Below are 21,913 nucleotides of genomic sequence, written 5' to 3'. Positions count from 1 at the left end.
GCCCGGCCCCGGGGCCGCCGGCCGGGCGTGGGCTAGGCGCCCGCCTGCTGCGCCTCGGGGGCGGCCGCCTCCTTGGTGACCTGGGTGATCCACGGGGCCTTGTAGTCGCCGAGCTCCATCTTCTGGTCGTCCCACGTGCCGTAACGCGGGTTGACGTCGATGTCGAGCTTCTCCGACGCGGCGACGAACGCCTCGTTCACCTTCTGCTGGCCCTCGGGGGTGTTCGTCGCGCCGATCTTCTCTGCGAGCTTGCCGACCAGGACGTCCCTGCGGACGGCGTCGTCGATCTGGTCGGGGGCGACGCCGCGTTGCTGGAGGTACATCGCGGCGAGCTGCTCCTCGCCGCCGGCCTGCTCGGCCGCCTGCCCCCGCGCGGTCTGGATCTCCTTGCGGCTCACGCGCGCACCGGCGTCGTCCGCGGCCCGCTCCACGATCCGGTCCACGATGAGGTCGTAGAGCTTGGCGCGCCCGAGCTGCCCGGTCGCGCCGACGAGCTGGGCGGACTGCGGTGAGGACTGCTGGGCCTGGCGTACGTCCCTGACCTGCGACTGGAGGGCGGAGACCTCGATACGGCCGCCGCCCACGACGGCCGCGGCCCCTGGATGCGCCTCGTTTCCGCAGGCGGCGAGGAACGGCGCCGCGACCAGGAGCGCGGTGGAGAGGGAGAGCGCGGTGCGACGGCGGTGCAAAGGGTGCCTCCCGGCGGTGATCGTGCGGCATGGCAACGAAAGTGCGACGAACGACCTTGCGGTGATCGATGTTAGGCAGTCGGAGTGGTCCGGGCCACTGATTCGCCCAACGATTCGTTCGTGTTCGTGGATGCGCCGCCCCGGGAATTCCGGGAGGGGCCGCCGAGCATGATCGTGCGGGAGACGACGAAGGTGATGGGGATCGCGGCGGACGCGGCTATCAGCGGGGCGTACGTGCTGGGGAGATGCAGGACGTCCACGAGGAGATAGACGCCGCTGGTCGTGATCACGAAGTTGGCGGCGTTGGTGAGCGGGAAGAGCAGGAACGTCCGCCAGGTGGGGCGCGTGTTGTAGGTGAAGCGGCAGTTGAGGAAGAAGGACCCGGACATGCTGATGACGGCGGCCAGGACATGCGCGGCGATGTACGGGAGCCACGGCAGGAGCAGCAGGTAGCAGGCGTAGTACGTCCCGGTGTTCACCACACCCACCAGGGCGAACCTGACCAGCTGGCGACGGATCATCGGCGTACGAGCTCCCGGCTGCGCGGGTGGGCGGGCGCCGTCTCCACATTCGTGGCCTTCACCAGGAAGTGCGGGCGGCGCTTCACCTCGTAATAGATGCGGCCGACGTATTCGCCGACGACGCCGATCATCAGCATCTGGACCCCGGCGAGCGCGGTGACGGCGACGAGCAGCGTCACATAGCCGGGGGTTTCCACGCCGTTCACGAGGGTGACACCGACGATCCACGCCGAATACGCCATGGCGACGGTGAGCAGCAGCAGGCCGAGATAGAGCGCGGCCCGCAGTGGCTTGTCGTTGAAGGAGAGCAGGCCGTCGAGTCCGTAGTTGAGCAGTTTCGAGAAGGTCCATTTCGAGCGGCCCTCCTCGCGCACGGCATTCTCGTACTCGAAGGTGACGGTGCTGAATCCGACCCAGGCGAAAAGACCTTTGGAGAAGCGGTTGTACTCGGTGAGCCCGAGCACGGCGTCGACGCTGCGGCGCGACAGCATGCGGAAGTCACCGACGCCGTCGACGAGCTCGACGTCGACCAGGCGGTTGATGATCCGGTAGTACGCACGAGCGGTGAGCGTACGCGTGACCCTGTCGCCCCTCCTCGTGCGGCGGGCGACGACCTGGTCGAAGCCCTGCTCGTGCAGCGCCACCATGCGGCGGACCAGCTCGGGCGGGTGCTGGAGGTCGGCGTCCATGATGACGACGGCCTCGCCCGAGGCGTTGCGCAGGCCGGCCAGCATCGCCGCCTCCTTGCCGAAGTTCCGGCTGAAGGAGACATAGCGCGTGCGCGGATCGGATTCCGCGATCTCCTGGAGGACTGCGAGCGTGCGGTCCTTGCTCCCGTCGTCGACGTAGACCAGCTCGACGGGGTGGCCGAGGCTGCCGAGTTCTTCCGTCACGCGCTCGTGGAAGCGGCGGATGATCCCCTCTTCGTTGAAGCACGGAACGACAATGGAGATGAGCACGGCTCTCCCGGTGTTTTCGCACAGGTGAAGCAGGCGAAGTCGGACGTTCAGCGAAGAACAGCCCCCGGACATGGCGGAGTCCGACTCTCCACGTGACGTGCCGACAACCAATGGGTGAACTCGCCGCTTTCTGCGGGAATTTGACCGCCGCCGATGTCATGGAGATCTCTTTTTCCGTCACATGCTGGCTTATTCGTCGGCGGGCGCAGTAGAAGGATCATCATGTCGATTACGGAAGCGGCCAGAGGCCGCGCGGCGGCGCTGTCCGCGCTGATCACGGTGGCGGCGGTGTGCACCGGTGACGCGCTCGCCCGCTCCTTCCCCTTCGGGCCGCGCACGCGCAGCGTCAATGACCTCGGCAACCAGTTCGTGCCGTACCACACCCGCCTGTGGGACCTGCTGCACGGGCGCGCGGACGGCGGGGTGCTGGTCAACTGGCAGTCCGGGTACGGCACGAGCTTCCTGCCCGACATCGGCACGTACCTCGGCAGCCCCTTCGCGCCCCTCGTCGGGCTCTTCCCGCGTGACGAGATCGACCTCGCCGTCTACCTGATCACCCTGCTGAAGATGGCCGCGGCGGCGGCCGCGATGACCGTGCTGCTGCTCGCCCTGCGCGGGGGCGGGGACCGGTGGTGGGCCGCGGGGGTGCTCGGTTCGTCGTACGCGCTGTGCGGGTGGGCGGTCACCGAGGCCGTCTACAACCCGATGTGGATGGACGGGCTCGTCGCGTTCCCGCTGCTGTGCCTGGTGGGCGAGTGGGCGCGTGCGGGGCGCCGGCGCGTCCTGGGGCCGGTGGTCGTGGCCGTCGCCTGGACCGCGAACTTCTACACGGCGTACATGGCGACGCTCGGGGCCGGACTCGTCCTGCTGCTGCGGCTGCTGACCGACGCCGTCGGCGACGACGACGTCGCGCCCGTGCGGGAGCGGCTGCGCGTCCTGCTGCGTGCCGCCCTCACCACCCTTCTCGGCACAGGTCTGGCGGCGCCCGTGCTGGCCGTCGTCCTCCTCGGGTCGACCCACGCGTACCCGGGCTGGACGCGGGAGTTCGAGCCCGCCGGCTGGAGCGATGTGTTCGCCCGCGCGCTCCCGGGGACGTACAGCTTCTTCACGCCCGCCGTCTTCCTCGGCACCGGCACGCTGCTGCTCGCCGCCACGCTGCTCCTGAACCGGGCGGCGCCGGGGCGCGAGAGGCGGGCGTGGACGCTGCTCGCGGCCGTGGTGGCGGTGTCGGTGCAGTGGGGGCCGACGCACCTGGTGTGGCACGTCTTCGCGACGCCGAACGGCAGCCCGTACCGGCAGACGTTCGTCCTGGCCGGGGTCCTGGTGATGGCGGCCTGGGTGTCGCTCTCCTACGGCTGGCCGGGGCGGCGGGCGCTGCTCGGCGGGGTGGGCGTGGTCGCGGTCGTGGCCCTGGGCGCGGCGACCAGTCCCCGGATCACCTCCTGGACGTATCCGCTCACCGTGGCCGGGGTGGTGGCGACGGTGGGCGCGGTGGTGCTGGCGCGGCGCGCGGAGCAGTGGGCCCGCCCGGCGGGCGAGGGCGAGGGCGGGGGTGCTGGGCGGGGGCCGGGGCGGAGGGCTGGGCGAGGCCCGGGGAAGGGCACGGGGTGGGGACCGGGGCGGGGTCCGGCCTGCGGGCGGGTGCTCGCGGTGGCCGCCGCGCTGCTGCTGGCCGGCGCGCAGGTGGCGCAGGCCGCCGTGACCACCGCGTACGCCGACCGCCGGCGGCTGGCGCACCTCGACGACTACGCGCCGTGGGGCGACCGGCAGCGGGCCCAGGCGGACGCGGTGGCGGACGCCGACGGGTGGCCCGCCCACCGGACCGAACCCGGACGCGAACAGACCACCGCCAACGACCCGTTGACCGTGGGCGGCCAGGGCGCGGCGTACTACAGCAGCCACACGCCCGACGTCCTCACCCGCACGCTCGCCGCGCTCGGCGCCGGCTGGACGTCCAACGGCCGCTCCGTCCAGAGCGTCGACAACCCGGTGACCGACGCGGTCTTCTCCGTCGGCGCGCGCGTGCGCATGCCGCGCGATCCGCACCAGGTCCGGTCGCGGCCCGACGACCGCGAGGTGACGGTGGTCCGCGCCACGGTGCCGCGGCTGGTCACCGTGCGCCCGCCCGGCCCCGAGCCGCGCTTCGGCGCCTCCCCCTTCCGCAACCAGGAGAAGCTCCTCGGCTCCCGCGTCTACACGCTCCCGGCCACCGCGCTGCGCGGCGGGACACTGACCGCCGTCTGCCCGGCCCGCAGCGAGGTCTTCCTCTGGGCCCCCGACTTCTTCGGTACGGCCCGGCTCGGACCCGGCGGTACGGAGACCGGCCTGCGCGGCGGCCTGCCCGCGCGGCGCGCCGCGATGCAGCCGCTCGGCGCCGCCCCGGACGACGGCCGCGTCACGATCGCACTGAAGGGCGACCGGGCCGGCGGGCTGCCGCGTGAGAGCGTCGGCTGCCTGGACCGGAGCCGGCTGGCCGCCGCCGTGGACGGCCTCAGGGCGGGCGGCGCTGTCTCGGTGCGCGTCACCGACAGCGGTGTACGGGCCGTCCTGCCGCCCGGCGCCGTCGGAACGGCCGTCTTCGCCATGCCCCGCATCGCCGGCTGGAGCTGCGGCACGGACGGCGCGAAGGCCCGGCCCGCCGGCTCCTACCTGGGCCTGGTCGCCGTACCCCTGGACGGCCGCTCCACGCCGGCCGCCGTGAGCTGCCGGTTCAGTCCTCCCGGACTGCGCGCCGGCGGGTTCGCGGGCGGGCTGTCGCTGCTCGCTCTCGTCGCGGTGGGCGTGTTCGGGCGCGTACGGGCCCGGCGCAGGAGCCACACGAAGGCTTCATCCGAGGACCACCGGCTCGTGGCCCGCACGGCATGAGCCACGGCGTACGGTCGGCCGCCTGCCCCCCACTCCCAGGACCGAAGCCAGAGGCGAACCCCATGCCATCTCTGCTGAGCAACCGGCTGACGAGGTGGGCCCTCGGCCCCGTCGCCGCACTCGTCGACCAGCGCATCTCACGTCACACCGCCGGGCTGCGCGGCGAGATCTCCGAACTCCGGCGCAAGCAGCACGGCGTCGGCATGCTGCTCGACCGCACCGGGCGCGGCCAGCACCGGATGCCGACGCCCGAGCAGATCGACACGCTCGTGCGTGAGGTCCGCGCCGTGACGGACGCGGGTGAGCGCGCCCGCCGCAACGTCACCGTCGCCTACCGCAATGTGGTGGCCCTGGAGGCGCTGGGCGTCGGCCGGATGGCGGGCGGTACGTCCAACGTGTGCGGCAAGCTCGCCACCGTCCCGCTGCTCGCGCGGCCGCAGGGCAGGAACGGCGACGTACTCGAAGTGCTCGAAATCGGCACACTGCACGGGCTGTTCGCGGCCGCCCTGATGCGGATGCTGCACCGCACGGGCATCGAGGCGACACTGACGATCGTCGATCCGCTGGCGGGCTCCCAGCTCCAGCCGGGCACCTCCGACTACGAGGAGCCGACGGGGACTCCGGTGCGCGAGGACGTCGTACGGGCCAACCTGGCGCTCGGCGGCGGCCGTCCCGGCACCGGGGCGCGCATCCGGCAGGGTTTCTCGGGGGATCCGGAGGTCCGGGCGGAGGTCTCCGACCGGAAGTACGGCGTGATCGTCGTCGACGGCGACCACTCCTTCGAAGGCGTCCTCGCCGACCTGGAGTGGGTGGAACTGATCGCCGCGCGGGACGGCGTCGTGGTGCTCGACGATTACGGCGACGGGCGCTGGCCCGGGGTCAAGGACGCGCTGGACCAGCACCTGGCGGGCGGTGGCAGCCGACTCACGATGGTGGGCCGGGTCGCGACCTCCGCCTTCCTGCGGGCGCGCTGACCCCGCGGGCGTTCCCGGTTCCGGTTCTCGGGCGTCCCACGGTTCTCGGACTCCCGCGGTTCTCGGACTCCCGCAGTTCTCAGACTCCCGCAGTTCTCAGACTCCCGCAGTTCTCAGACGTCCCGTATCCGCTGGTGCCGGTCGAGGGCGCGGCGTACCTCGGCCGGCAGCGGGTGGTACGGGCCGTACCCGCGCTCGGCGTCGTACAGCAGGCTCTGCAACTGGCGGTGCGCGGCGGCGTGGTCGCCCATCGCGAGCAGCAGGTTCGCCGTGCGGTGGCGGATGTCGAAGGCGCGGGCGGTGGCGTCGGCCGCTGACGGGCCGCCCCCGTACTGGTTCTCGTAGTACGGGAGCAGGGCGCGGTACTCGGCGAGCGCCGCGGCCGGTTCGCCCAGCTGCTCCAGGCACTGCGCCGCTTCGTACCGGAACTGGAGGGCCTGCGGGTCGGCCAGGCCCGCCTCGGCGGCCCGGTCGTCGGCGAGGCGGCGGAGCTCGGGCAGGGCCCGGCGGTACTGCCCGTCGTCCAGCAGCGTCGCGGCGTACTGCTTGCGCAGGATGCGCACGACCGGGGAACGCTCGCCGTGCTGGGCGGCGGCCGCCGGGAGGATCCCGCCGAGGATGTCGACGGCCTGGGTGATCCGTCCCTCGCCGAGCAGCTGCTTGACCTCGTCGACGGCGCCCGCGACGTCCGGCTGCGCCTGCGCGGGGGCGGGCTGGGCGGCGGGCGGGGTGGTGGCGCGGTCGGGCCAGGGGGCGTGCGGGCGCAGGAACGGGCGGGTCGGGTCGAGGGGGCCCGACGGGGTGCCGCCGTGGGCCGGCAGCAGCGGGGCCAGGGCCTCGTAGACCTCCTGCGCGGAGGACGGGCGGTGCTGGGGGTCCTTGGCGAGCAGCCGCAGGACCAGCGCTTCGAGCGGCTCGGGGACGTCCTGGCGGAGCTGGCGGACGGGAAGCGGCGGCTCGTAGAGGTGGCGGTGGAGGACGCCCAGGGCGGTCGGTCCGGCGAAGGGGACGTCGCCGCTGAGGAGTTCGTGCAGGAGGACGCCGAGGGCGTAGAGGTCGGTGTACGGGCCGACCGCGCCGCCCATCGCCTGCTCGGGCGCCATGTAGGCGGGGCTGCCGATGGGCGAGCCGGTGTGGGTGAGGCGGGTGGTGTCGGTGTCGAGGACGGAGGCGACGCCGAGGTCGAGGACGGTGACCGTGCCCTCGGGCCTGACCATGACGTTGCGCGGCTTGAGGTCGCGGTGGACGATCGGCACGGCGTGCACGGCGGACAGCACGGCGCAGAGCTGGGCGGCGACGGAGACGGCCCACGGCCAGGGGTAGGTGTCCTGCTCGGCGAGGTGGTCGGCGAGGTCGGCGCCCTCGACGTACTGCATGACGAGGTAGAGGTCGTCGTCGTCGCTGCCCGCGTCGTGGACGGTGACGAGGCCCGGGTGGTCGACCTGGGCGGTGACACGGCACTCGCGCACGAAGCGGCGGCGCATCTCGTCGGCGGCGGTGGCGGCGGCCATCCGGTCGGGGCGCAGCAGCTTCACGGCGACGCGGCGGTCGAGGCGCTGGTCGTACGCCGTCCAGACCTGGCCCATGCCGCCCTGTCCGATGACGGTGGACAGCTCGTAGCGCCCGGCGATGATCCGTCCGTTCACCGGGGGCGGTCACCCCGCTGGTCCTTGCGCAGGAGGTCGCTGAGCTCGTCGAGCTCGGCGCGGACCTGGTCCATGCGGTGGGGGGTCTGCTGGTGCTGGGGCTGCTGCTGGGGGTGGGGCTGTGCCGGGGGCTGGGGGATCGGGGCAGGCGCGGGGATCGGGGCCGGGCCGACCGCCGGGGTGCTCGCGTACGGGTTGGGGTAGCCGTACTGCGGCGGGGCGGCCTGCGGGACGTACGGGGGCTGCGGGGCCTGCGGGGCCTGTGCGGCCTGCGGGTTGTACGGACCGTACGGAGCCCGCGGAAGGGTGGCCCCCCGGCCCGTGGCGGCGAGCCGCGCGTAGTGCTTGATGTCGAAGACCAGGAAGTACACGGCGCTCGCCGCTCCGAGGAGCAGGACGCAGGACATGGCGATGTCGGTGGAGACGTGCCCCTCGGGCATCTCGCCGACGACGGCGAAGGCCGCGATCGCCGTCGGCAGGCTCAGCCAGGCGGCCACCCAGTCGACCGGGCGCCCGCGCAGGATCGCGACGCGGAACAGCGGCACGCACGACAGCATTCCGCAGCTGATGACGGCACAGGCCGTGAACAGCACCCGCAGGGTGATGACGACGCCTTCACTGCGGACTGGCGGCGTGCTGCCGGAGCCGTGCATGGATGCTCCTGAAGACCTGGTGAGAGACGTGAGCGGGGACACGCGTGGGGACGCGCGCTTCGAGCGTATACACCGACACCGACAACGGCCCATGGGTTGTACGGATCCGGTGTGGCACCGCTCACTCCGGCCGTACGGTTCCGTCCGTCAGCCCGTCGTACATCCCCTGCACCAGCTGTTCGCCGAGCCGGCCCGCCCGCCGCAGCGCGGCCTCGAACTCCGCGAGCGCGCGGAAGCGTTCGCCGTACCGCCGCTGGTCGGTGAGCGGCAGCCGGGGCAGCTGGAGGCGGCGCACGTCGAGCCGGGCCGAGGTGGAGGCGTAACTGCTGGCCTGCCGGTTGTTCGCGGTGCCGCGCAGGAACCCGGCGAGGAACCAGGGGTCGACGGCCGCCGGATCCGGGCGCAGCAGCTGGAGGCCGCGGCCGAGGGCGGCGCCCGCGGTGGCCTCGTCGACGACGCGTGCGACCGAGCCTCCGCCGAGCACGGGCACGACCACGTCGCCCTCCTCGACCAGCACGGGGATCTCCGCCGGGCCTTCGGGGAGAGTGCCCGAGGGCGCCGCCGCGGCGAGGACGTCGTGCTCGGTGAGGACGGGTTCCCCGGAACCGGCTCCCGCGCCGCCCGCGCGCAGCACGAGCGCTCCCGCCCTCGCCAGTTCGCCGACGGTGGTGGTGGGCCAGCGGGGAGGCTCGGCGGACTCGACGGCGGGAGGCGTCAGTTCGGCGGTCGCCCGCAGCGTGTCGGCCAGCCGCTCGCGTACGCCGGCGAGTTCGGCGGCGCCGCCGCCCGCGGCCGGGGGCGGCAGATGGCGGGCGGGGGCGAAGTCCACGTCGTCGTCGAGCAGCTCGATGACGGACACCGCGCGGCTGACGCCCGGGCGTTCCTCGACGGTGCCGTGGCGGTCGAAGGCCTGCCAGGTGTCGAGGACGGCGGTGTGCAGGGCCTGCCAGTCGAGCTTGTCGCGGCCGGCGGCGGAGAGGTCGGCGGTGTCGACCAGGAGCAGTTCGTGCGAGGGCCGGCCGCCGGGCGCGGGCTTGCGCAGGACCCACAGGTGGAGGCCGATGCCGTACGGGGGCGCGGCGCCCGCGGGCAGCGCGACGACGGCGCGCAGGGCGCCGCGCCGCAGCAGGTCGGCGCGGATGCGGCGGCCGGAGCGGCGGGAGGCGGCGGCGGGGGGCATGAGGAGGACGGCGGTGCCGCCCTCGCGCAGCCGGGCGAGGGCGTGCTGGACCCAGGCGAGTTCGGACTCCGTACGGGCCGGGAAGCCGTACTCCCAGCGGGGGTCGTACGCCAGCTCGTCGTGGCCCCAGTTGCGTTCGTTGAACGGCGGGTGGCAGAGCACGGCGTCGGCGGCGAGGTGCGGGAAGGCGTCGGCGCGCAGTGAGTCGGCGGCCGCCACCCGCACGTGGGCCGTGCCGGTCCCGCTCTGGAGGGCGAGGCGCAGCGCGGCGAGGGCGGCCAGGTCGGGGTCGGCCTCCTGGCCGTGGACGGCCGGTCCTCCCCGGGTGCCGACGGTGGTCCGCAGGGCGGCGCGCAGCAGGGTGCCGGTGCCGCAGGCCGGGTCGAGAACGGTGCGGGGGCTGCCCGCGAGGGCGGCCATCAGGGCGGCGGGGCCCGGCGGGGTGAGGGTGTGCTGGCGCGGGTTGGCGTCGAGGTGGCGGCCGAGCAGGAACTCGTACGTCTGGCGGGTGCCGAGCTCGGCGGCGAGTTCGGCGGCCGCGCGCAACAGGGGCACGGAGGCGGTCAGTTCGGGCGTGCCGGGGGTGTGAACGGCGCGGTCCGGACCGAAGCGGGGAGCGAGGACCTCCTCCAGGGCGGGCGGCAGCAGGAATGCGAGTTTCTCGTCGGAGACGGCGGCGAGCTGGAGCCAGGCGGTGGGCCTGTCGCGTACGAGCAGGAGCGCGCAGCCCGTGTGGATCAGGGCCGGGACGGCGCCTGCCGGGTGTCCGGCGAGCTGCTGCCAGACGCGCTCGCGCAGGGGCACTTCGGCGATTTTCCCCTGGTCGCGCAGCCACTGTTCGACCTCGGCGAGAGCGAAGGAAGGGCTCGTCTCGGTGCCGCCGACGGGCTGGGGGAAGTCGGGGTGGCGGCGGCGCCAGTTGCTCACGGCGGCGCGTCCGACCCCGGCGAGCCGGGCGATTCCGGCGGCGGTCACCTCTGTTGCGTGGTCCGACACCGGCCGACTCCCCTCGTACACCTGCGCCTGCTTGTGGCAGCGAGCATACCTGTGCAGGCAAGAGAGACCCCTTCACGACGTGAACAGGAGTCCTTGAGTAAATCGTGTTGACTCGGTTCACAAGCTCTGCTGTGATTACTCCATCGCAGCACGGGGCGGCAGGCAGTCCCGAACACACCCTGTCCGGAGGACACCCATGTCTCAGTACACGCAGCAGCCCCAGTTCCCGCAGGCTCCGGTCCCCGCCGCGCAGGCCCGCAACGGACTGGGCACTGCCGCCCTGATCCTCGGCATCATCGGCGCGCTGTCGGGTCTGATCCCGTTCTTCTTCTGGCTCGCCGGCATCCTCGGCGTCATCGCCCTGGTCATGGGCCTGGCCGGCCGGGGCCGCGCCAAGCGCGGTGGGGCCACCAACAAGGGTGTCGCCCTGGCGGGCGCCATCCTGGGCCTGGTCTCCCTGATCATGTCGGTGGTCGGCGCGGTGATCCTGTTCAAGGCCGTGGACGACGCGGTGAGCGACATCGACAAGGCGACCAGCGACTCGTCGGTGGTCAAGACGCCGGGCGACGGCTCCGCGAAGGGCGGCGGCAAGAGCGGGAACAAGGGGGCGGACAAGGCCAAGGGCGAGGACAGGAGCAGCGACGAGACGCTGGAAGCCGGTGACTCGGCCGTCTACGACGACGAGCTGACCGTCACCGTGTCCGACCCCAAGACGTACACCCCCGGCGATTACGCGCTCGGCCACACCAAGGGCAACAAGGCCTACCTGGTCACGGTCGTCATCGACAACGCCGGCAAGGAGAAGTTCGACGCCACGTTCATCACCGCCGAGGCCCGCGCCGGCGAGGAGGGCGTGAAGGCCGAGGAGATCATCGACGGCAAGGTCGGCGAGATCTTCACCGGGTCGATCATGCCGGGCAAGAAGGCCACCCTGCAGTACGCCTTCGACGCCCCCGCCGACGCCGAGAACCTGGTCGTCGAGGTCTCCCCCGGCATCTCCCACGACGACTCGCAGTGGGACCTGAAGCTCTGATCAGCGGCAGAACCGCAGGACCGCAGGACCGCAGGACCGCAGGACCGGGGAGGCCGTCGGAGGGGGACGGCCTCCCCGAAGCACGTCTGCGGCCCGCGTCACATGCGGTGGCGCACCCACACGTCGGGCTCGACGTGCACGGCGTACCCGCCCCTCGTCTCGCAGTGGACCGGGGCCAGTGCCCCCGGAACCTCCACGGGCCCGTCCGCGTCGAAGGCCGGTCCGGTCCACTCCCGCCACTGCGCGAGTGGACCGGACACCTTCATGGAGGCCGGGCCACGGCCTCGGCGGTTCCGCCCGCCCGGACATGGACGCGCAGCCGGGGACCGTGCGGCAGGCCGTCCGCCTGCCGGGTGCGGAACGCGTACTCGTCCATCGGCGCGAGCGGTTCCCGGTGCTCGGCATGGGGCGGCACGGGCGCGACGACCTCACCGAATCCGCGTGTACGGGCGTTCTCGCGCGGGGCGGTGGGCATCTTCCCCGGAATCCCGCGTCCCCTGTGCGGGTCGGCTGCCGTGATCCCGATGGCACTCAGCGTGTCCGGCACACGGCCGTGCCGCCGGCCCGAGAACGCCCGCAGCAGCGCCTGGCCCCAGCCGCGCGGGCAGCTCCCCGCGCCCCGCTACTCCCCGCACTGCGCGAGCATCGCGCTCTTGTCCGCCGCCGTCACCGGCATCTCGTACTTCAGAGCCACCTGCGCGAACCGCACCGCGTACGAGCAGCGGACCTGCTTGTTCGGCGGCAGCCAGGACGCCGGACCGGAGTCGCTCTTGGAGCCGTTGGTCGGCCCGTCGACCGGGATGAGGTTGAGCGGGTCGTTGGCGAGCCGCTCGCGCTTGTCCTCGGACCACCGCGACCCGCCCATCTGCCAGCCGTAGGACAGCGGGACGACATGGTCGATCTGCACGGCGGCCGCCTCCTGCTTCCGCCATTCGACGGTGGTGCCGGTGTACGGGTCGTCCAGTGTCATCGCCACGACCACACAGTCGGAACCGGAGCGGTACTCGAGGTCCTCCCCGTCCCTGGCCAGGAGGTCGTTGCGGGTGTCGCAACCGTTGCGCGCCAGCGGCACGCCGTCCGCCGTGTCCATCCAGGCGTAGCCGAACTCGTCACGGTCGTAACCCGTCTTCGGCCCACGGCCCTTGGTGGACACCTCGCCGATCAGCTGCCGGGCCGAGGCCCGGTCCGTCTCGGAGGCGACCGGGGCCAGGCCCGGCTCCGTACCGTCGGGGTTGCGCAGCGGGTTCGTACCGCTGTCACCGGTCGCGCGGCCCTGCCCGCCGGCGCTTTCCACGCCGGGGGTGCAGCCGGTGACGGCGAGGGCGGCGGCGAGCGCCGCGACGGGGAGGGCTGTCCTGAGTGTGCGTATCACGGCGTTCCGTCCTGACGGGTCCGGATCAATGCTCTCAGAATGCCACGAACCTAGACCTTGCCGATCCCCAGCGTGGTCTCCGAAGGCAGCAGACCGGAGCCCAGCACCTCGACCCAGAAGGGTCCCAGCAGTTCGGCGAGGCGCGCGGTCCCTCCGCTCCCGAGCGCCTGCCAGGGCGCGGCGGCCAGTTCGTCGGTACGCCGCTCGATGCCGGCGCGCAGCGCGCGCCCGGCACCGGTCGCCACCGCGTCCTCACCCTCGTCTCCACCCCTGTCCTCGTCCAGCAGTCCACGCGCCACGAGCCGCTCCCTCGCCGCGCTCCACTCCTCCTCGCTCCACCCCCGGCTGCGGAACGTCCTGGCGGACGCCGCCCCGATCCCCGCGAAACCGACGAGGGCCTCGACCGGATCGAGGCCGGAGGCGAGCAGCGCCGCCACGTGCCCGTCGCCGCGGTGTTCGCGCAGGACGGTCGCCGCCTGCCACAGCACGAGGTGCGGGGCGTCGGGCCAGGGCAGCGCCGCGTTGGCGGCGGCGAGCGGCCGGCCGGCGGTGTTCACGGCCTCGGCGGCCCGCCGGGCGAGCGCGGCGGCCTCGGCGATCTCGGGCCCGTCGGCCCGCTCCCCGAAGAGCGCGCGGTACGCCCCGTCCATCCCGCGTGTCCGCGCGGCCAGGACCTCCGCCGGGTCCGCGACCTCCCAGGCGGCCGGGACGTACTCCGCGACCGTGCGGGGGCTGAAGCTGTGGAAGACCGCGGAGACGACCCCGGCGCCCACCGCCCCCAGGGGCGCGGACCGCCAGGCGAAGTAGCTCGGCCAGCGGGTGTCCGTCCCGTACCCCAGCTTCTCGGCCTCCCCGAAGACCTCGGGCGCGTAATAGAGGACGGCGTGCAGCGGCTCCAGCAGATGCCACATCTGCCGCACGCGCCCCAACTCCCCTGTTTCCCCGGCCATGGCTCCTCCTCCGGTCACGCACCACCCATCTAGGCGTTGACTAGATTCCTCTCCCCCGTCAAACTTGTCAACGACTAAATCCGGCGTAATCTGCTGGGCATGACCAGCCGCGACACCTACCACCACGGCGACCTGCGGCGGGCCGTGGTCACCGCAGCGCTCGACGTCATCCGCGCGGAGGGTCCGGCCGCCCTCTCCCTGCGCGATCTCGCCCGCCGGGCAGGCGTCTCCCACGCCGCCCCCGCCCACCACTTCAAGGACCGGACGGGCCTGCTGACCGCGATCGCCACCGAGGGCCACGACCTGCTGACGGCAGCCCTCCGCGACGCGACGGACCTGCGCGACGCGGGTGTGCGCTACGTCCGCTTCGCGGCCGGCCACCCGGCGCACTTCCAGGTGATGTTCCGCCCGGACCTCCTGCGCACCGACGACCCGGACCTGACCGCCGCGCAGGCCCGCTCGTACGAACGGCTCCGCACCGGAGTGGCCACCCTGTCCCAGGACCCCACCACGGACGCCGCACTGACCGGCATCGCCGCCTGGTCGGTCGCCCACGGCTTCGCGACCCTCCTGCTGACCCACAACCTGGACCGCTCGCTGGGCGACCGCACTCCGGAGGACGCCTTCCGGGCGCTGACCGCCGCCCTGTTCAAGAGCGACAGCACAACCATCGGGACAACCGAGAAGTCAGACCTGCGTCAGACCAACAGGTCAACCGGCGCAGGACTGATGGGGAATCCTTGAGAAAGATCACGGCAGCGGTGGCCACGGCCCTCGCGGTCTCCGCAACCACACTGGTCGCCGCGCCCGCCGCGCAGGCGGCCGACGTCAGCCTTGAGGCTCGCACGTGGACCCGCGAGGGGGACGGTGTGATCCGTGCCGTCTACGAGTCCTACGACGACGACGTCCGCCCGGAAGACGTCACGATCCGGGTCCGCGAGAAGGGCAGCGACCAGGTCCTCACCACGCTGGACCTCAATGACACCGACAAGTGCGCGCCGGAAAGCGACTGCTGGGACATGCAGTTCCCGACCGATCCGGTCACGCTCCCCCAGATGGGCGTGTACACGATGGACGTCGTGGTCCGGGAGGGCCTGCCGGACGAGCGTGTGGATCGCGACAACGGCCACCTCAACTACGGCCTCGACCCGCAGCTGACCGTTGCCGGCGACCGTTCGTGGATTTCGTACGACAACACCCGGATCAACGTCTCCGGCGCCTTGGTCGCCACGGACCCGAACACCCGCGAGGTCAAGCCGTTCGCGGGAGCCTCCCTTTACTACCGCGGCCGCATGCAGGGCGACGAGGGGTGGCGTCGGCTGGACGAGGCGGGGCGTTTCCGGATGCCCCTGACCTTCTCCGAGTACAGCACCGACACCGAACTCGCGTTCGTGTTCGACGGAGAGAGCGAAACGCTCCGGCTGCCGTTCCGCCAGCAGGAACTGAAGCTCACGGTGGACACGCCCGTCAGCGCCGTCACGGCCCCGTACGGCAGCGACGTTCCCGTACGCGGCAAGCTCACCCGTGTCGCCGACGACGGCAGCGAGAAGCCGCTGGCCGGCGCGAGTGTCACGATCGGCAACCGGACAGCCGCGCCGACCCGGGACGACGGCACCTTCACCGGCGCGCTCACCGTGCTGCGGACCGGCACGGTGAACGTCGACGTCGACCACTCGCGCTGGTTCAAGAGCCTGCCCGAGCAGTCCTTGCGGATCGGCAGCGCTCCGAAGACGAGCACGTTCTCGCCGCTCACGGCCGGCGTGGACAAGTACCGGAAGGTCACCTTCACCGGAAAGCTGGGGGTCACGGAGGGTACGTACCCCGCCGGTACGTCGGCGGAGGTCTCCGTCCAGCACTCCACGGACGGCAGCAGCTGGTCGACTGTCGGCTCCTTCACCGCGCGGTACGGCACCACCTTCACGCAGTCCCCGTCCAAGAAGGGCACGGCCGGCAGCTACTGGCGCCTGCGCCACTCGGCCGCGTCCCTGAACAGCACGTCGTTCAAGCTCGGCCGCAAGGCGACCGAGCTGTGGAACGACGACGTCACGCCCGAGGGGGTGCGCAAGGGGACGACGATCACGGCCAAGGGCGGCCTGATGCAGCAGTCCGGGACCTCCTGGAAGACGTACGCCGGCCAGACGGTCCGCATCTACTTCAAGGCATCCACGAGCGGCGCCGCGTGGAAGCAGCTGGGCACCGCCAAGACGCTGAGCAACGGCACCTTCAGCAAGAAGTTCACCGCACAGCAGGACGGCACCTGGCAGATGCGCTACATCGACACAGTGAAGACGCACTACGCGGACTACGGCCGCCAGGACTTCGTCGACGTCCGTTAGAGGGACGTCCGTCAGAGCGACGTCCGTCGGCGATGTCCGTCGGCGATGTCCGTCGGCGACGTCCGTCGGCGAAGAGAGCACATGTCCCGCCCCGGCGCCCCTGGGAATAGCCCGAGTCGATCGGTGATTGACCGTGTCGCATGCACGTAGACAACGTGAACGACAGAGGGCAGGACAGATGAGTTCCACCATTTCCTTACGCCGTACGGGTGTTGCGCTGTTCTCCGCGGCCGTACTGGCGGCGCTGCCGGTCGTCGGCTCCGGCGGGCCGACCGGGTCTGCCGGGTCCGCCGGAGCCGTCGCGGCCGAGCAGCACGGCCGGACCGCGTGGCAGGGCGGCTGGGCGGCTTCGCCGCAGGCGCCGACCGCGCCGTTCGGACCGAACTGGTCCGGGCGGGGCTTCGCCGACCACACGGTCCGGCAAGTGGTCAGAGTCAGTACGGGCGGCACGAAGGCCCGTATCGAACTGTCCAACCGCTACGGCTCCACCCCGCTGCGCATCACCGGCGCGACGGTGGCCCGTACGGACCAGGGGGCCAAGGGGGCTTCGGTCCAGGCCGGTTCGGTCCGGCAGCTGTCCTTCGGCGAGAACCGGTCGGTGACGATCCCGGCCGGCGGCAAAGCGCTCAGCGACGGGGTGCCGTTCCGGGTCGAGGCGCTGGAGTCGGTGACCGTCACGCTGTACCTGGCCGCGCCGACCGGCCCCGCCACCTTCCACCTCTCCTCCTCCGCCACGAGCTACCGGGCGCAGGGCGACCACCGCTCGGACCGCGACGGTACGGCGTTCAAGGAGACCAGCGACTCCTGGTACTACCTCACCGGCGTCGAGGTCAGCGGCGGGGAGAGGTCCGGGCGCCGGGAGGGTGTGGTGGCCTTCGGCGACTCCATCACCGACGGGGTCGGCTCCACGCTCGACACGAACAACCGCTACCCCGACGAACTCGCCGAGCGCTTCGCGGCCGCCGGGGAGCCGCGCAGCGTCCTGAACCACGGCATCGCCGGCAACCAGGTCACCAACGACTGGGACTGGGCCGGCGAGAAGGGCGTCGCGCGTTTCAGGAAGGACGTACTCAGCGAGCCGAACGTAGGCACGGTCATCGTGCTGGAAGGCATCAACGACATCGGGGGCAGCGCCGAGGGCGTTCCCAGCCACCCGACCCCCGAGGTGTCCGTCGAGCAGCTGATCGAGGGCCACCGCTCTCTCATCCGTCAGGCGCACGCCAAGGGGATCAAGGTGATCGGCGCGACCCTGACCCCCGTCAAGGGCTCGTTCTATTACAGCGAGGCCAACGAGACCAAGCGCGACGCGGTCAACCACTGGATCCGTACGTCCGGTGAGTACGACGCGGTGGTCGACCTGGACCGCGCCCTGGCCGACCCCGCCGACCGGGACCGCATGCTCCCGGCCTACGACTCGGGTGACGCCCTGCACCCGAACGACGCCGGATACCGCGTGATGGCCGAGGCCCTCGACCCGGACACGCTCTGACGAGTCCGCCGGTGGCCACACACCGGCCGTACACCGGCCGTGCCCGGGCACGGCCGGTCCGGGCACGGCCGGTCAGTCGTCCCGTGGGCGCCAGCGCTGCGACTCCCGTACCGCGCTCAAGGCGGCCCAGCCCGCCACCGCCACCGCCACCGCCAACATGCCCAGCACCGCCACCACCACGGTGAGCAGCTGGGGCGGCAGCTCCCCGTTCCGGGGCGGGGTGGTGTAGGGCAGGGTCACCCAGACCGCACTGACCACACTGACCGCACTGACCGCACTGACCGCACCCAGTACGGCGGCCACGCACAGCGGCACGGCCAGGGTCCAGGCGGCCACCGTCACGTACACGCGTCTGCTGCCGCTCACCACGGACGGCAATACACCAACGTTCAACAAACCGGAGGTGAACTACAGTTGACCAAAATTTGGCGTGCCCATGATGGTACCTCCCCGCCCATCACCGAGAACGTCCGCTTGCCTTCGCTCGCCGGTGGGACGCGGGACGTCGATCGCGCCGGGGCCGGACCTGGGCGTCCCTGGGTTACGACCCCAGGATCGTCGTGAGGAACTCCCCGGTCCAGGCGAGCAGTTCGCGGCCCACCACCGGCTTGCCGCCGATCTGGCCCGTGGTGGGGCGGGGGACCAGGATCTGGCGGGTGGCCGGTTTCAGGACCGTGCGGGGGTAGAGGCGCTTGAGGCGCAGCTCCTGGGATTCGCGCAGTTCCACCGGGCCGAAGCGGATGTTGGGGCCGGCCAGGGTGATGTCCGCGACGCCGCACGCCCGGGCCAGCATGCGCAGGCCCGCGACCAGGAGCAGGTTCTCCACCGGCTCGGGAAGCTTGCCGTAGCGGTCGGTGAGTTCTTCGCGGACGGCCCTGATGTCGTCCTCGGAGTTCGCCGAGGCGATCGCCCGGTACGCCTGGAGACGCAGCTGCTCGCCGGGGGCGTAGTCGTGCGGAACATGGGCGTCCACCGGGAGCTCGATCTTGACCTCCAGCGGGGGCTCCTCCTCGGTCTCGCCGTCCACCGCCGCCCGGTAGTCCGCCACCGCCTCGCCGACCATGCGGATGTACAGGTCGAAGCCGACGCCCGCGATGTGCCCGGACTGCTCGCCGCCCAGCAGGTTGCCCGCGCCCCGGATTTCGAGGTCCTTCATGGCCACGTACATGCCCGCGCCCATCTCGGTGTGCTGGGCGATCGTCGCCAGGCGCTCGTGCGCGGTCTCGGTCAGCGGCTTCTCCGGCGGGTAGAGGAAGTACGCGTACCCGCGGTCGCGGCCACGGCCCACGCGGCCGCGCAGCTGGTGGAGCTGGGAGAGGCCGAAGTTGTCGCCGCGCTCGACGATCAGGGTGTTGGCGTTGGAGATGTCGATGCCGGACTCGACGATCGTCGTCGAGACGAGAACGTCGAACTTCTTCTCCCAGAAGTCGACGACCACCTGCTCCAGCGCGTTCTCACCCATCTGCCCGTGCGCCGTGGCGATCCGCGCCTCCGGGACGATCTCGCGCAGCTTCGCGGCCGCCCGGTCGATCGACTCGACCCGGTTGTGGATGTAGAAGACCTGGCCCTCGCGCAGGAGTTCGCGGCGGATCGCGGCGCCGATCTGCTTCTCCTCGTACGGGCCGACGAAGGTCAGGACCGGGTGGCGCTCCTCCGGAGGCGTCGTGATCGTCGACATCTCGCGGATGCCGGTGACCGCCATTTCGAGCGTACGGGGGATGGGGGTCGCGGACATCGTCAGGACGTCGACGTTGGCACGGAGCTTCTTCAGCTGCTCCTTGTGCTCGACGCCGAAGCGCTGCTCCTCGTCGACGATGACCAGGCCCAGGTCCTTGAACTTCGTCTCGGAGGAGAAGAGCCGGTGCGTACCGATGACGAGGTCGACCGAACCTTCCTTGAGGCCCTCCAGTGTCGCCTTCGCCTCGGTGTCGGACTGGAAGCGCGAAAGGGCCTTCACGACGACCGGGAACTGGGCGTACCGCTCGGAGAACGTCCCGAAGTGCTGCTGCACCAGCAGGGTGGTGGGCACGAGGACGGCCACCTGCTTGCCGTCCTGGACCGCCTTGAAGGCCGCGCGGACCGCGATCTCGGTCTTGCCGTAGCCGACGTCGCCGCAGACCAGGCGGTCCATGGGGACCGACTTCTCCATGTCCTCCTTCACCTCGGCGATGGTGGACAGCTGGTCGGGCGTCTCCACGTACGGGAAGGCGTCCTCCAGCTCGCGCTGCCACGGGGTGTCCGGGCCGAAGGTGTGGCCGGGGGCCGCCATGCGCGCCGAGTACAGCTTGATGAGGTCGGCGGCGATCTCCTTGACCGCCTTCTTCGCGCGCGCCTTGGTCTTCGTCCAGTCCGCGCCGCCGAGCCGGTGGAGGGTGGGGGCCTCGCCGCCGACGTACTTGGTGACCTGCTCCAGCTGGTCGGTGGGGATGTAGAGGCGGTCGCCGGGCTGGCCGCGCTTGGCGGGGGCGTACTCGACGAGCAGGTACTCGCGGGTCGCGCCCTGGACCGTCCGCTGGACCATCTCGATGTAGCGGCCCACGCCGTGCTGCTCGTGGACGATGAAGTCGCCGGCCTGGAGCGTCAGCGGGTCGATGGTCTTGCGGCGGCGGGCCGGCATGCGGCCCAGTTCCTTGCTGGCGGTGCGCTGGCCGGTGAGGTCGGTCTCGGTCAGTACGGCCAGCTTGAGGCCGGGGTCGACGAAGCCGTGGTCGATCGAGCCGCAGGCGACATGGACGACCGACGGCTCGATCCCGGCCAGGTCCGCCTTCAGGCGGGCCGGGATGCCCTCGCCGCCGAGGACCTCCACGGTGCGGGCCGCGGGACCGTGGCCCTCCGTGATGTAGACGGTGCGCCAGCCGTCGGCCAGCCAGCCCTTCGTGTCGGCGAGCGCTCTCGCCGTGTCGCCGCGGTACGCCTCCGGGGCGTGCATGCCCAGCTTGAGCGTGTCGTCGGACAGCTCCTCGTCGGCGGCGAACGGCGCCACGGACCACCACAGCATGTCCAGCTCACGGGCCCGTTCCCGTACCTCGGCGATCCCGCGCAGCGAGGCCGCGCCCACGTCGATCGGGGCGTCGCCGCCGCCCGCCGTGGCCGCCCAGGACGCCTGGAGGAACTCCTGCGACGTCGCCACCAGGTCCGCCGCCCTGGTCCGCACCCGCTCCGGGTCGCAGACCAGCGCCATCGATCCCTCGGGCAGGATGTCGAGCAGGAGCTCCATGTCGTCCACGAGGACCGGGGCGAGGGACTCCATGCCCTCCACGGCGATGCCCTCGGCGAGCTTGCCGAGCAGTTCGCCCAGCTCCGGGTGTTCCTCGGCGAGGGCCGCCGCCCGCTCGCGCACGCTGTCGGTCAGCAGCAGCTCGCGGCAGGGCGGGGCCCACAGGCCGTGCTCGGCCACCTCCAGGGAGCGCTGGTCGGCGACCTTGAAGTAACGGATCTCCTCGACGTCGTCGCCCCAGAACTCCACGCGCAGCGGGTGCTCCTCGGTCGGCGGGAAGACGTCGAGGATGCCGCCGCGCACCGCGAACTCACCGCGCTTCTCGACCAGTTCGACCCGGGAGTACGCCGCTGCCGCGAGCGCGGCGGTCACGTCCCCCAGGTCGGCGCTCTGCCCGGTCCGCAGCGCCACCGGCTCCAGGTCGCCCAGCCCCTTGACCTGCGGCTGGAGTACGGACCGTACGGGAGCCACGATCACGCTCACCGGGCCGGCGGACGGGTCGTCGGCATGGGGGTGCGCGAGGCGGCGCAGGACGGCGAGACGGCGGCCCATCGTGTCGCTGCGCGGCGACAGGCGCTCGTGCGGCAGCGTCTCCCACGACGGGTAGTCGACGATCCCCTCCTCCGGCAGCAGCGTGCGCAGCGCGGCGGCCAGGTCCTCGGCCTCGCGGCCCGTCGCGGTGACGGCGAGCACGGTACGTCCGGTCTCGCGGGCCAGCGCGGCCACCGCGAAGGGGCGCGCGGCGGGCGGGCCGACCAGGTCGATGTGCGTGCGGTGGCCGTCGGTGGCGGCCTTCACCGCTTCGGCGAGCGCCGGGTCTCGTACTACGGCGTCCAGCAGACCGTGCAGGCTCATGAAGGGTTTCCGTCCGGGTAACGAGGTGACGAGGTGGACAACGCGAAGGGCCCGACACGTCTCACGGGCCGGGGGTGCTCCCAGCCTACGACGCGGGGCCGTCACCCGCGCGGGTGAACGCTGCGGCCCGTACAGCGGTACCGGACTACGCTGGGGAGTGGACTAGGTGGTTAGTCCA

Annotated in this window: 16 protein-coding genes and 1 pseudogene; 6 read left to right on the top strand and 11 right to left on the bottom strand. The window is 72.2% G+C overall.

The window, feature by feature from the left end:
• Positions 1-32: 32 nt before the first annotated feature.
• The 3 genes from ACWDZ4_RS06020 to ACWDZ4_RS06010 form a co-directional block, all read right to left on the bottom strand.
• On the bottom strand, positions 33-689 hold the full coding sequence (locus ACWDZ4_RS06020; protein WP_451507230.1) for a SurA N-terminal domain-containing protein: 657 nt from the start codon (positions 687-689) through the stop codon (positions 33-35).
• A 71-nt stretch (positions 690-760) separates the two neighbouring features.
• Positions 761-1,210, bottom strand: a complete 450-nt coding sequence (locus ACWDZ4_RS06015) for a GtrA family protein (RefSeq protein ID WP_451507229.1) — start codon at positions 1,208-1,210, stop codon at positions 761-763.
• Positions 1,207-2,169 carry a glycosyltransferase family 2 protein gene (locus tag ACWDZ4_RS06010; protein ID WP_451507228.1) on the bottom strand — a complete coding sequence of 321 codons (963 nt, stop codon included), beginning with the start codon at positions 2,167-2,169 and terminating at the stop codon, positions 1,207-1,209. The genes ACWDZ4_RS06015 and ACWDZ4_RS06010 overlap by 4 nt, the downstream gene beginning before the upstream one ends.
• Positions 2,170-2,391: 222 nt before the next feature.
• Between ACWDZ4_RS06010 and ACWDZ4_RS06005 the strand changes: the two genes are divergently transcribed.
• Positions 2,392-5,034 (top strand): YfhO family protein, encoded by a 2,643-nt coding sequence (locus ACWDZ4_RS06005; protein WP_451507227.1) that lies wholly within the window; start codon positions 2,392-2,394, stop codon positions 5,032-5,034.
• Positions 5,035-5,096: 62 nt separating this feature from the next.
• On the top strand, positions 5,097-6,008 hold the full coding sequence (locus ACWDZ4_RS06000) for a class I SAM-dependent methyltransferase (RefSeq protein ID WP_451507226.1): 912 nt from the start codon (positions 5,097-5,099) through the stop codon (positions 6,006-6,008).
• 113 nt (positions 6,009-6,121) lie between these two features.
• Here the strand turns inward: ACWDZ4_RS06000 and ACWDZ4_RS05995 are convergent, their stop codons facing one another.
• The 3 genes from ACWDZ4_RS05995 to ACWDZ4_RS05985 all read right to left on the bottom strand — a co-directional run bounded on the left by ACWDZ4_RS05995 (position 6,122) and on the right by ACWDZ4_RS05985 (position 10,483).
• On the bottom strand, positions 6,122-7,654 hold the full coding sequence (locus tag ACWDZ4_RS05995; protein WP_451507225.1) for a protein kinase domain-containing protein: 1,533 nt from the start codon (positions 7,652-7,654) through the stop codon (positions 6,122-6,124).
• Complete coding sequence (locus tag ACWDZ4_RS05990; protein ID WP_451507224.1) at positions 7,651-8,307, bottom strand: hypothetical protein; 657 nt, start codon at positions 8,305-8,307, stop codon at positions 7,651-7,653. The genes ACWDZ4_RS05995 and ACWDZ4_RS05990 overlap by 4 nt, the downstream gene beginning before the upstream one ends.
• Before the next feature lie 121 nt (positions 8,308-8,428).
• The gene (locus ACWDZ4_RS05985) at positions 8,429-10,483 is read right to left on the bottom strand and encodes an N-6 DNA methylase (RefSeq protein ID WP_451507223.1); all 2,055 of its coding nucleotides are present in this window, start codon (positions 10,481-10,483) and stop codon (positions 8,429-8,431) included.
• 196 nt (positions 10,484-10,679) lie between these two features.
• On the opposite strand from ACWDZ4_RS05985, the gene ACWDZ4_RS05980 reads away from it, so the two are divergent.
• The gene (locus ACWDZ4_RS05980) at positions 10,680-11,516 is read left to right on the top strand and encodes a DUF4190 domain-containing protein (protein ID WP_451507222.1); all 837 of its coding nucleotides are present in this window, start codon (positions 10,680-10,682) and stop codon (positions 11,514-11,516) included.
• A gap of 98 nt (positions 11,517-11,614) precedes the next feature.
• Here the strand turns inward: ACWDZ4_RS05980 and ACWDZ4_RS05975 are convergent.
• The 3 genes and pseudogenes from ACWDZ4_RS05975 to ACWDZ4_RS05965 form a co-directional block, all read right to left on the bottom strand.
• A pseudogene (locus ACWDZ4_RS05975) lies at positions 11,615-12,136 on the bottom strand (N-acetyltransferase); the annotation flags it as partial.
• 2 nt (positions 12,137-12,138) lie between these two features.
• Complete coding sequence (locus tag ACWDZ4_RS05970; RefSeq protein WP_451507221.1) at positions 12,139-12,888, bottom strand: HNH endonuclease family protein; 750 nt, start codon at positions 12,886-12,888, stop codon at positions 12,139-12,141.
• A gap of 50 nt (positions 12,889-12,938) precedes the next feature.
• Entirely contained in the window at positions 12,939-13,838 is a 900-nt protein-coding gene (locus ACWDZ4_RS05965; protein WP_451507220.1) for an SCO6745 family protein, read from the bottom strand.
• Between the two features lie 99 nt (positions 13,839-13,937).
• Here ACWDZ4_RS05965 and ACWDZ4_RS05960 point away from each other — a divergent pair, with 99 nt between their 5' ends.
• The 3 genes from ACWDZ4_RS05960 (at position 13,938) to ACWDZ4_RS05950 (ending at position 17,663) form a co-directional block, all read left to right on the top strand.
• Entirely contained in the window at positions 13,938-14,582 is a 645-nt protein-coding gene (locus ACWDZ4_RS05960; protein ID WP_451507219.1) for a TetR/AcrR family transcriptional regulator, read from the top strand.
• Positions 14,579-16,174: a hypothetical protein gene (locus tag ACWDZ4_RS05955; RefSeq protein WP_451507218.1), complete on the top strand. Its 1,596-nt coding sequence runs from the start codon at positions 14,579-14,581 to the stop codon at positions 16,172-16,174. Before ACWDZ4_RS05960 ends, ACWDZ4_RS05955 begins: the two co-directional genes overlap by 4 nt.
• Positions 16,175-16,352: 178 nt before the next feature.
• Entirely contained in the window at positions 16,353-17,663 is a 1,311-nt protein-coding gene (locus tag ACWDZ4_RS05950; protein WP_451507217.1) for an SGNH/GDSL hydrolase family protein, read from the top strand.
• A 72-nt stretch (positions 17,664-17,735) separates the two neighbouring features.
• Here the strand turns inward: ACWDZ4_RS05950 and ACWDZ4_RS05945 are convergent, their stop codons facing one another.
• A complete protein-coding gene (locus ACWDZ4_RS05945) occupies positions 17,736-18,029 on the bottom strand; it encodes a hypothetical protein (protein WP_451507216.1) in 294 nt (97 codons plus the stop codon).
• Positions 18,030-18,204: 175 nt separating this feature from the next.
• The gene (mfd, locus tag ACWDZ4_RS05940) at positions 18,205-21,735 is read right to left on the bottom strand and encodes a transcription-repair coupling factor (RefSeq protein WP_451507215.1); all 3,531 of its coding nucleotides are present in this window, start codon (positions 21,733-21,735) and stop codon (positions 18,205-18,207) included.
• Positions 21,736-21,913: the final 178 nt, after the last annotated feature.

The organism is Streptomyces sp. NPDC003016 (assembly GCF_053591455.1).
Note: the sequence above shows the minus strand (reverse complement) of the source record. Positions and strands in the feature narration are given on the sequence as shown.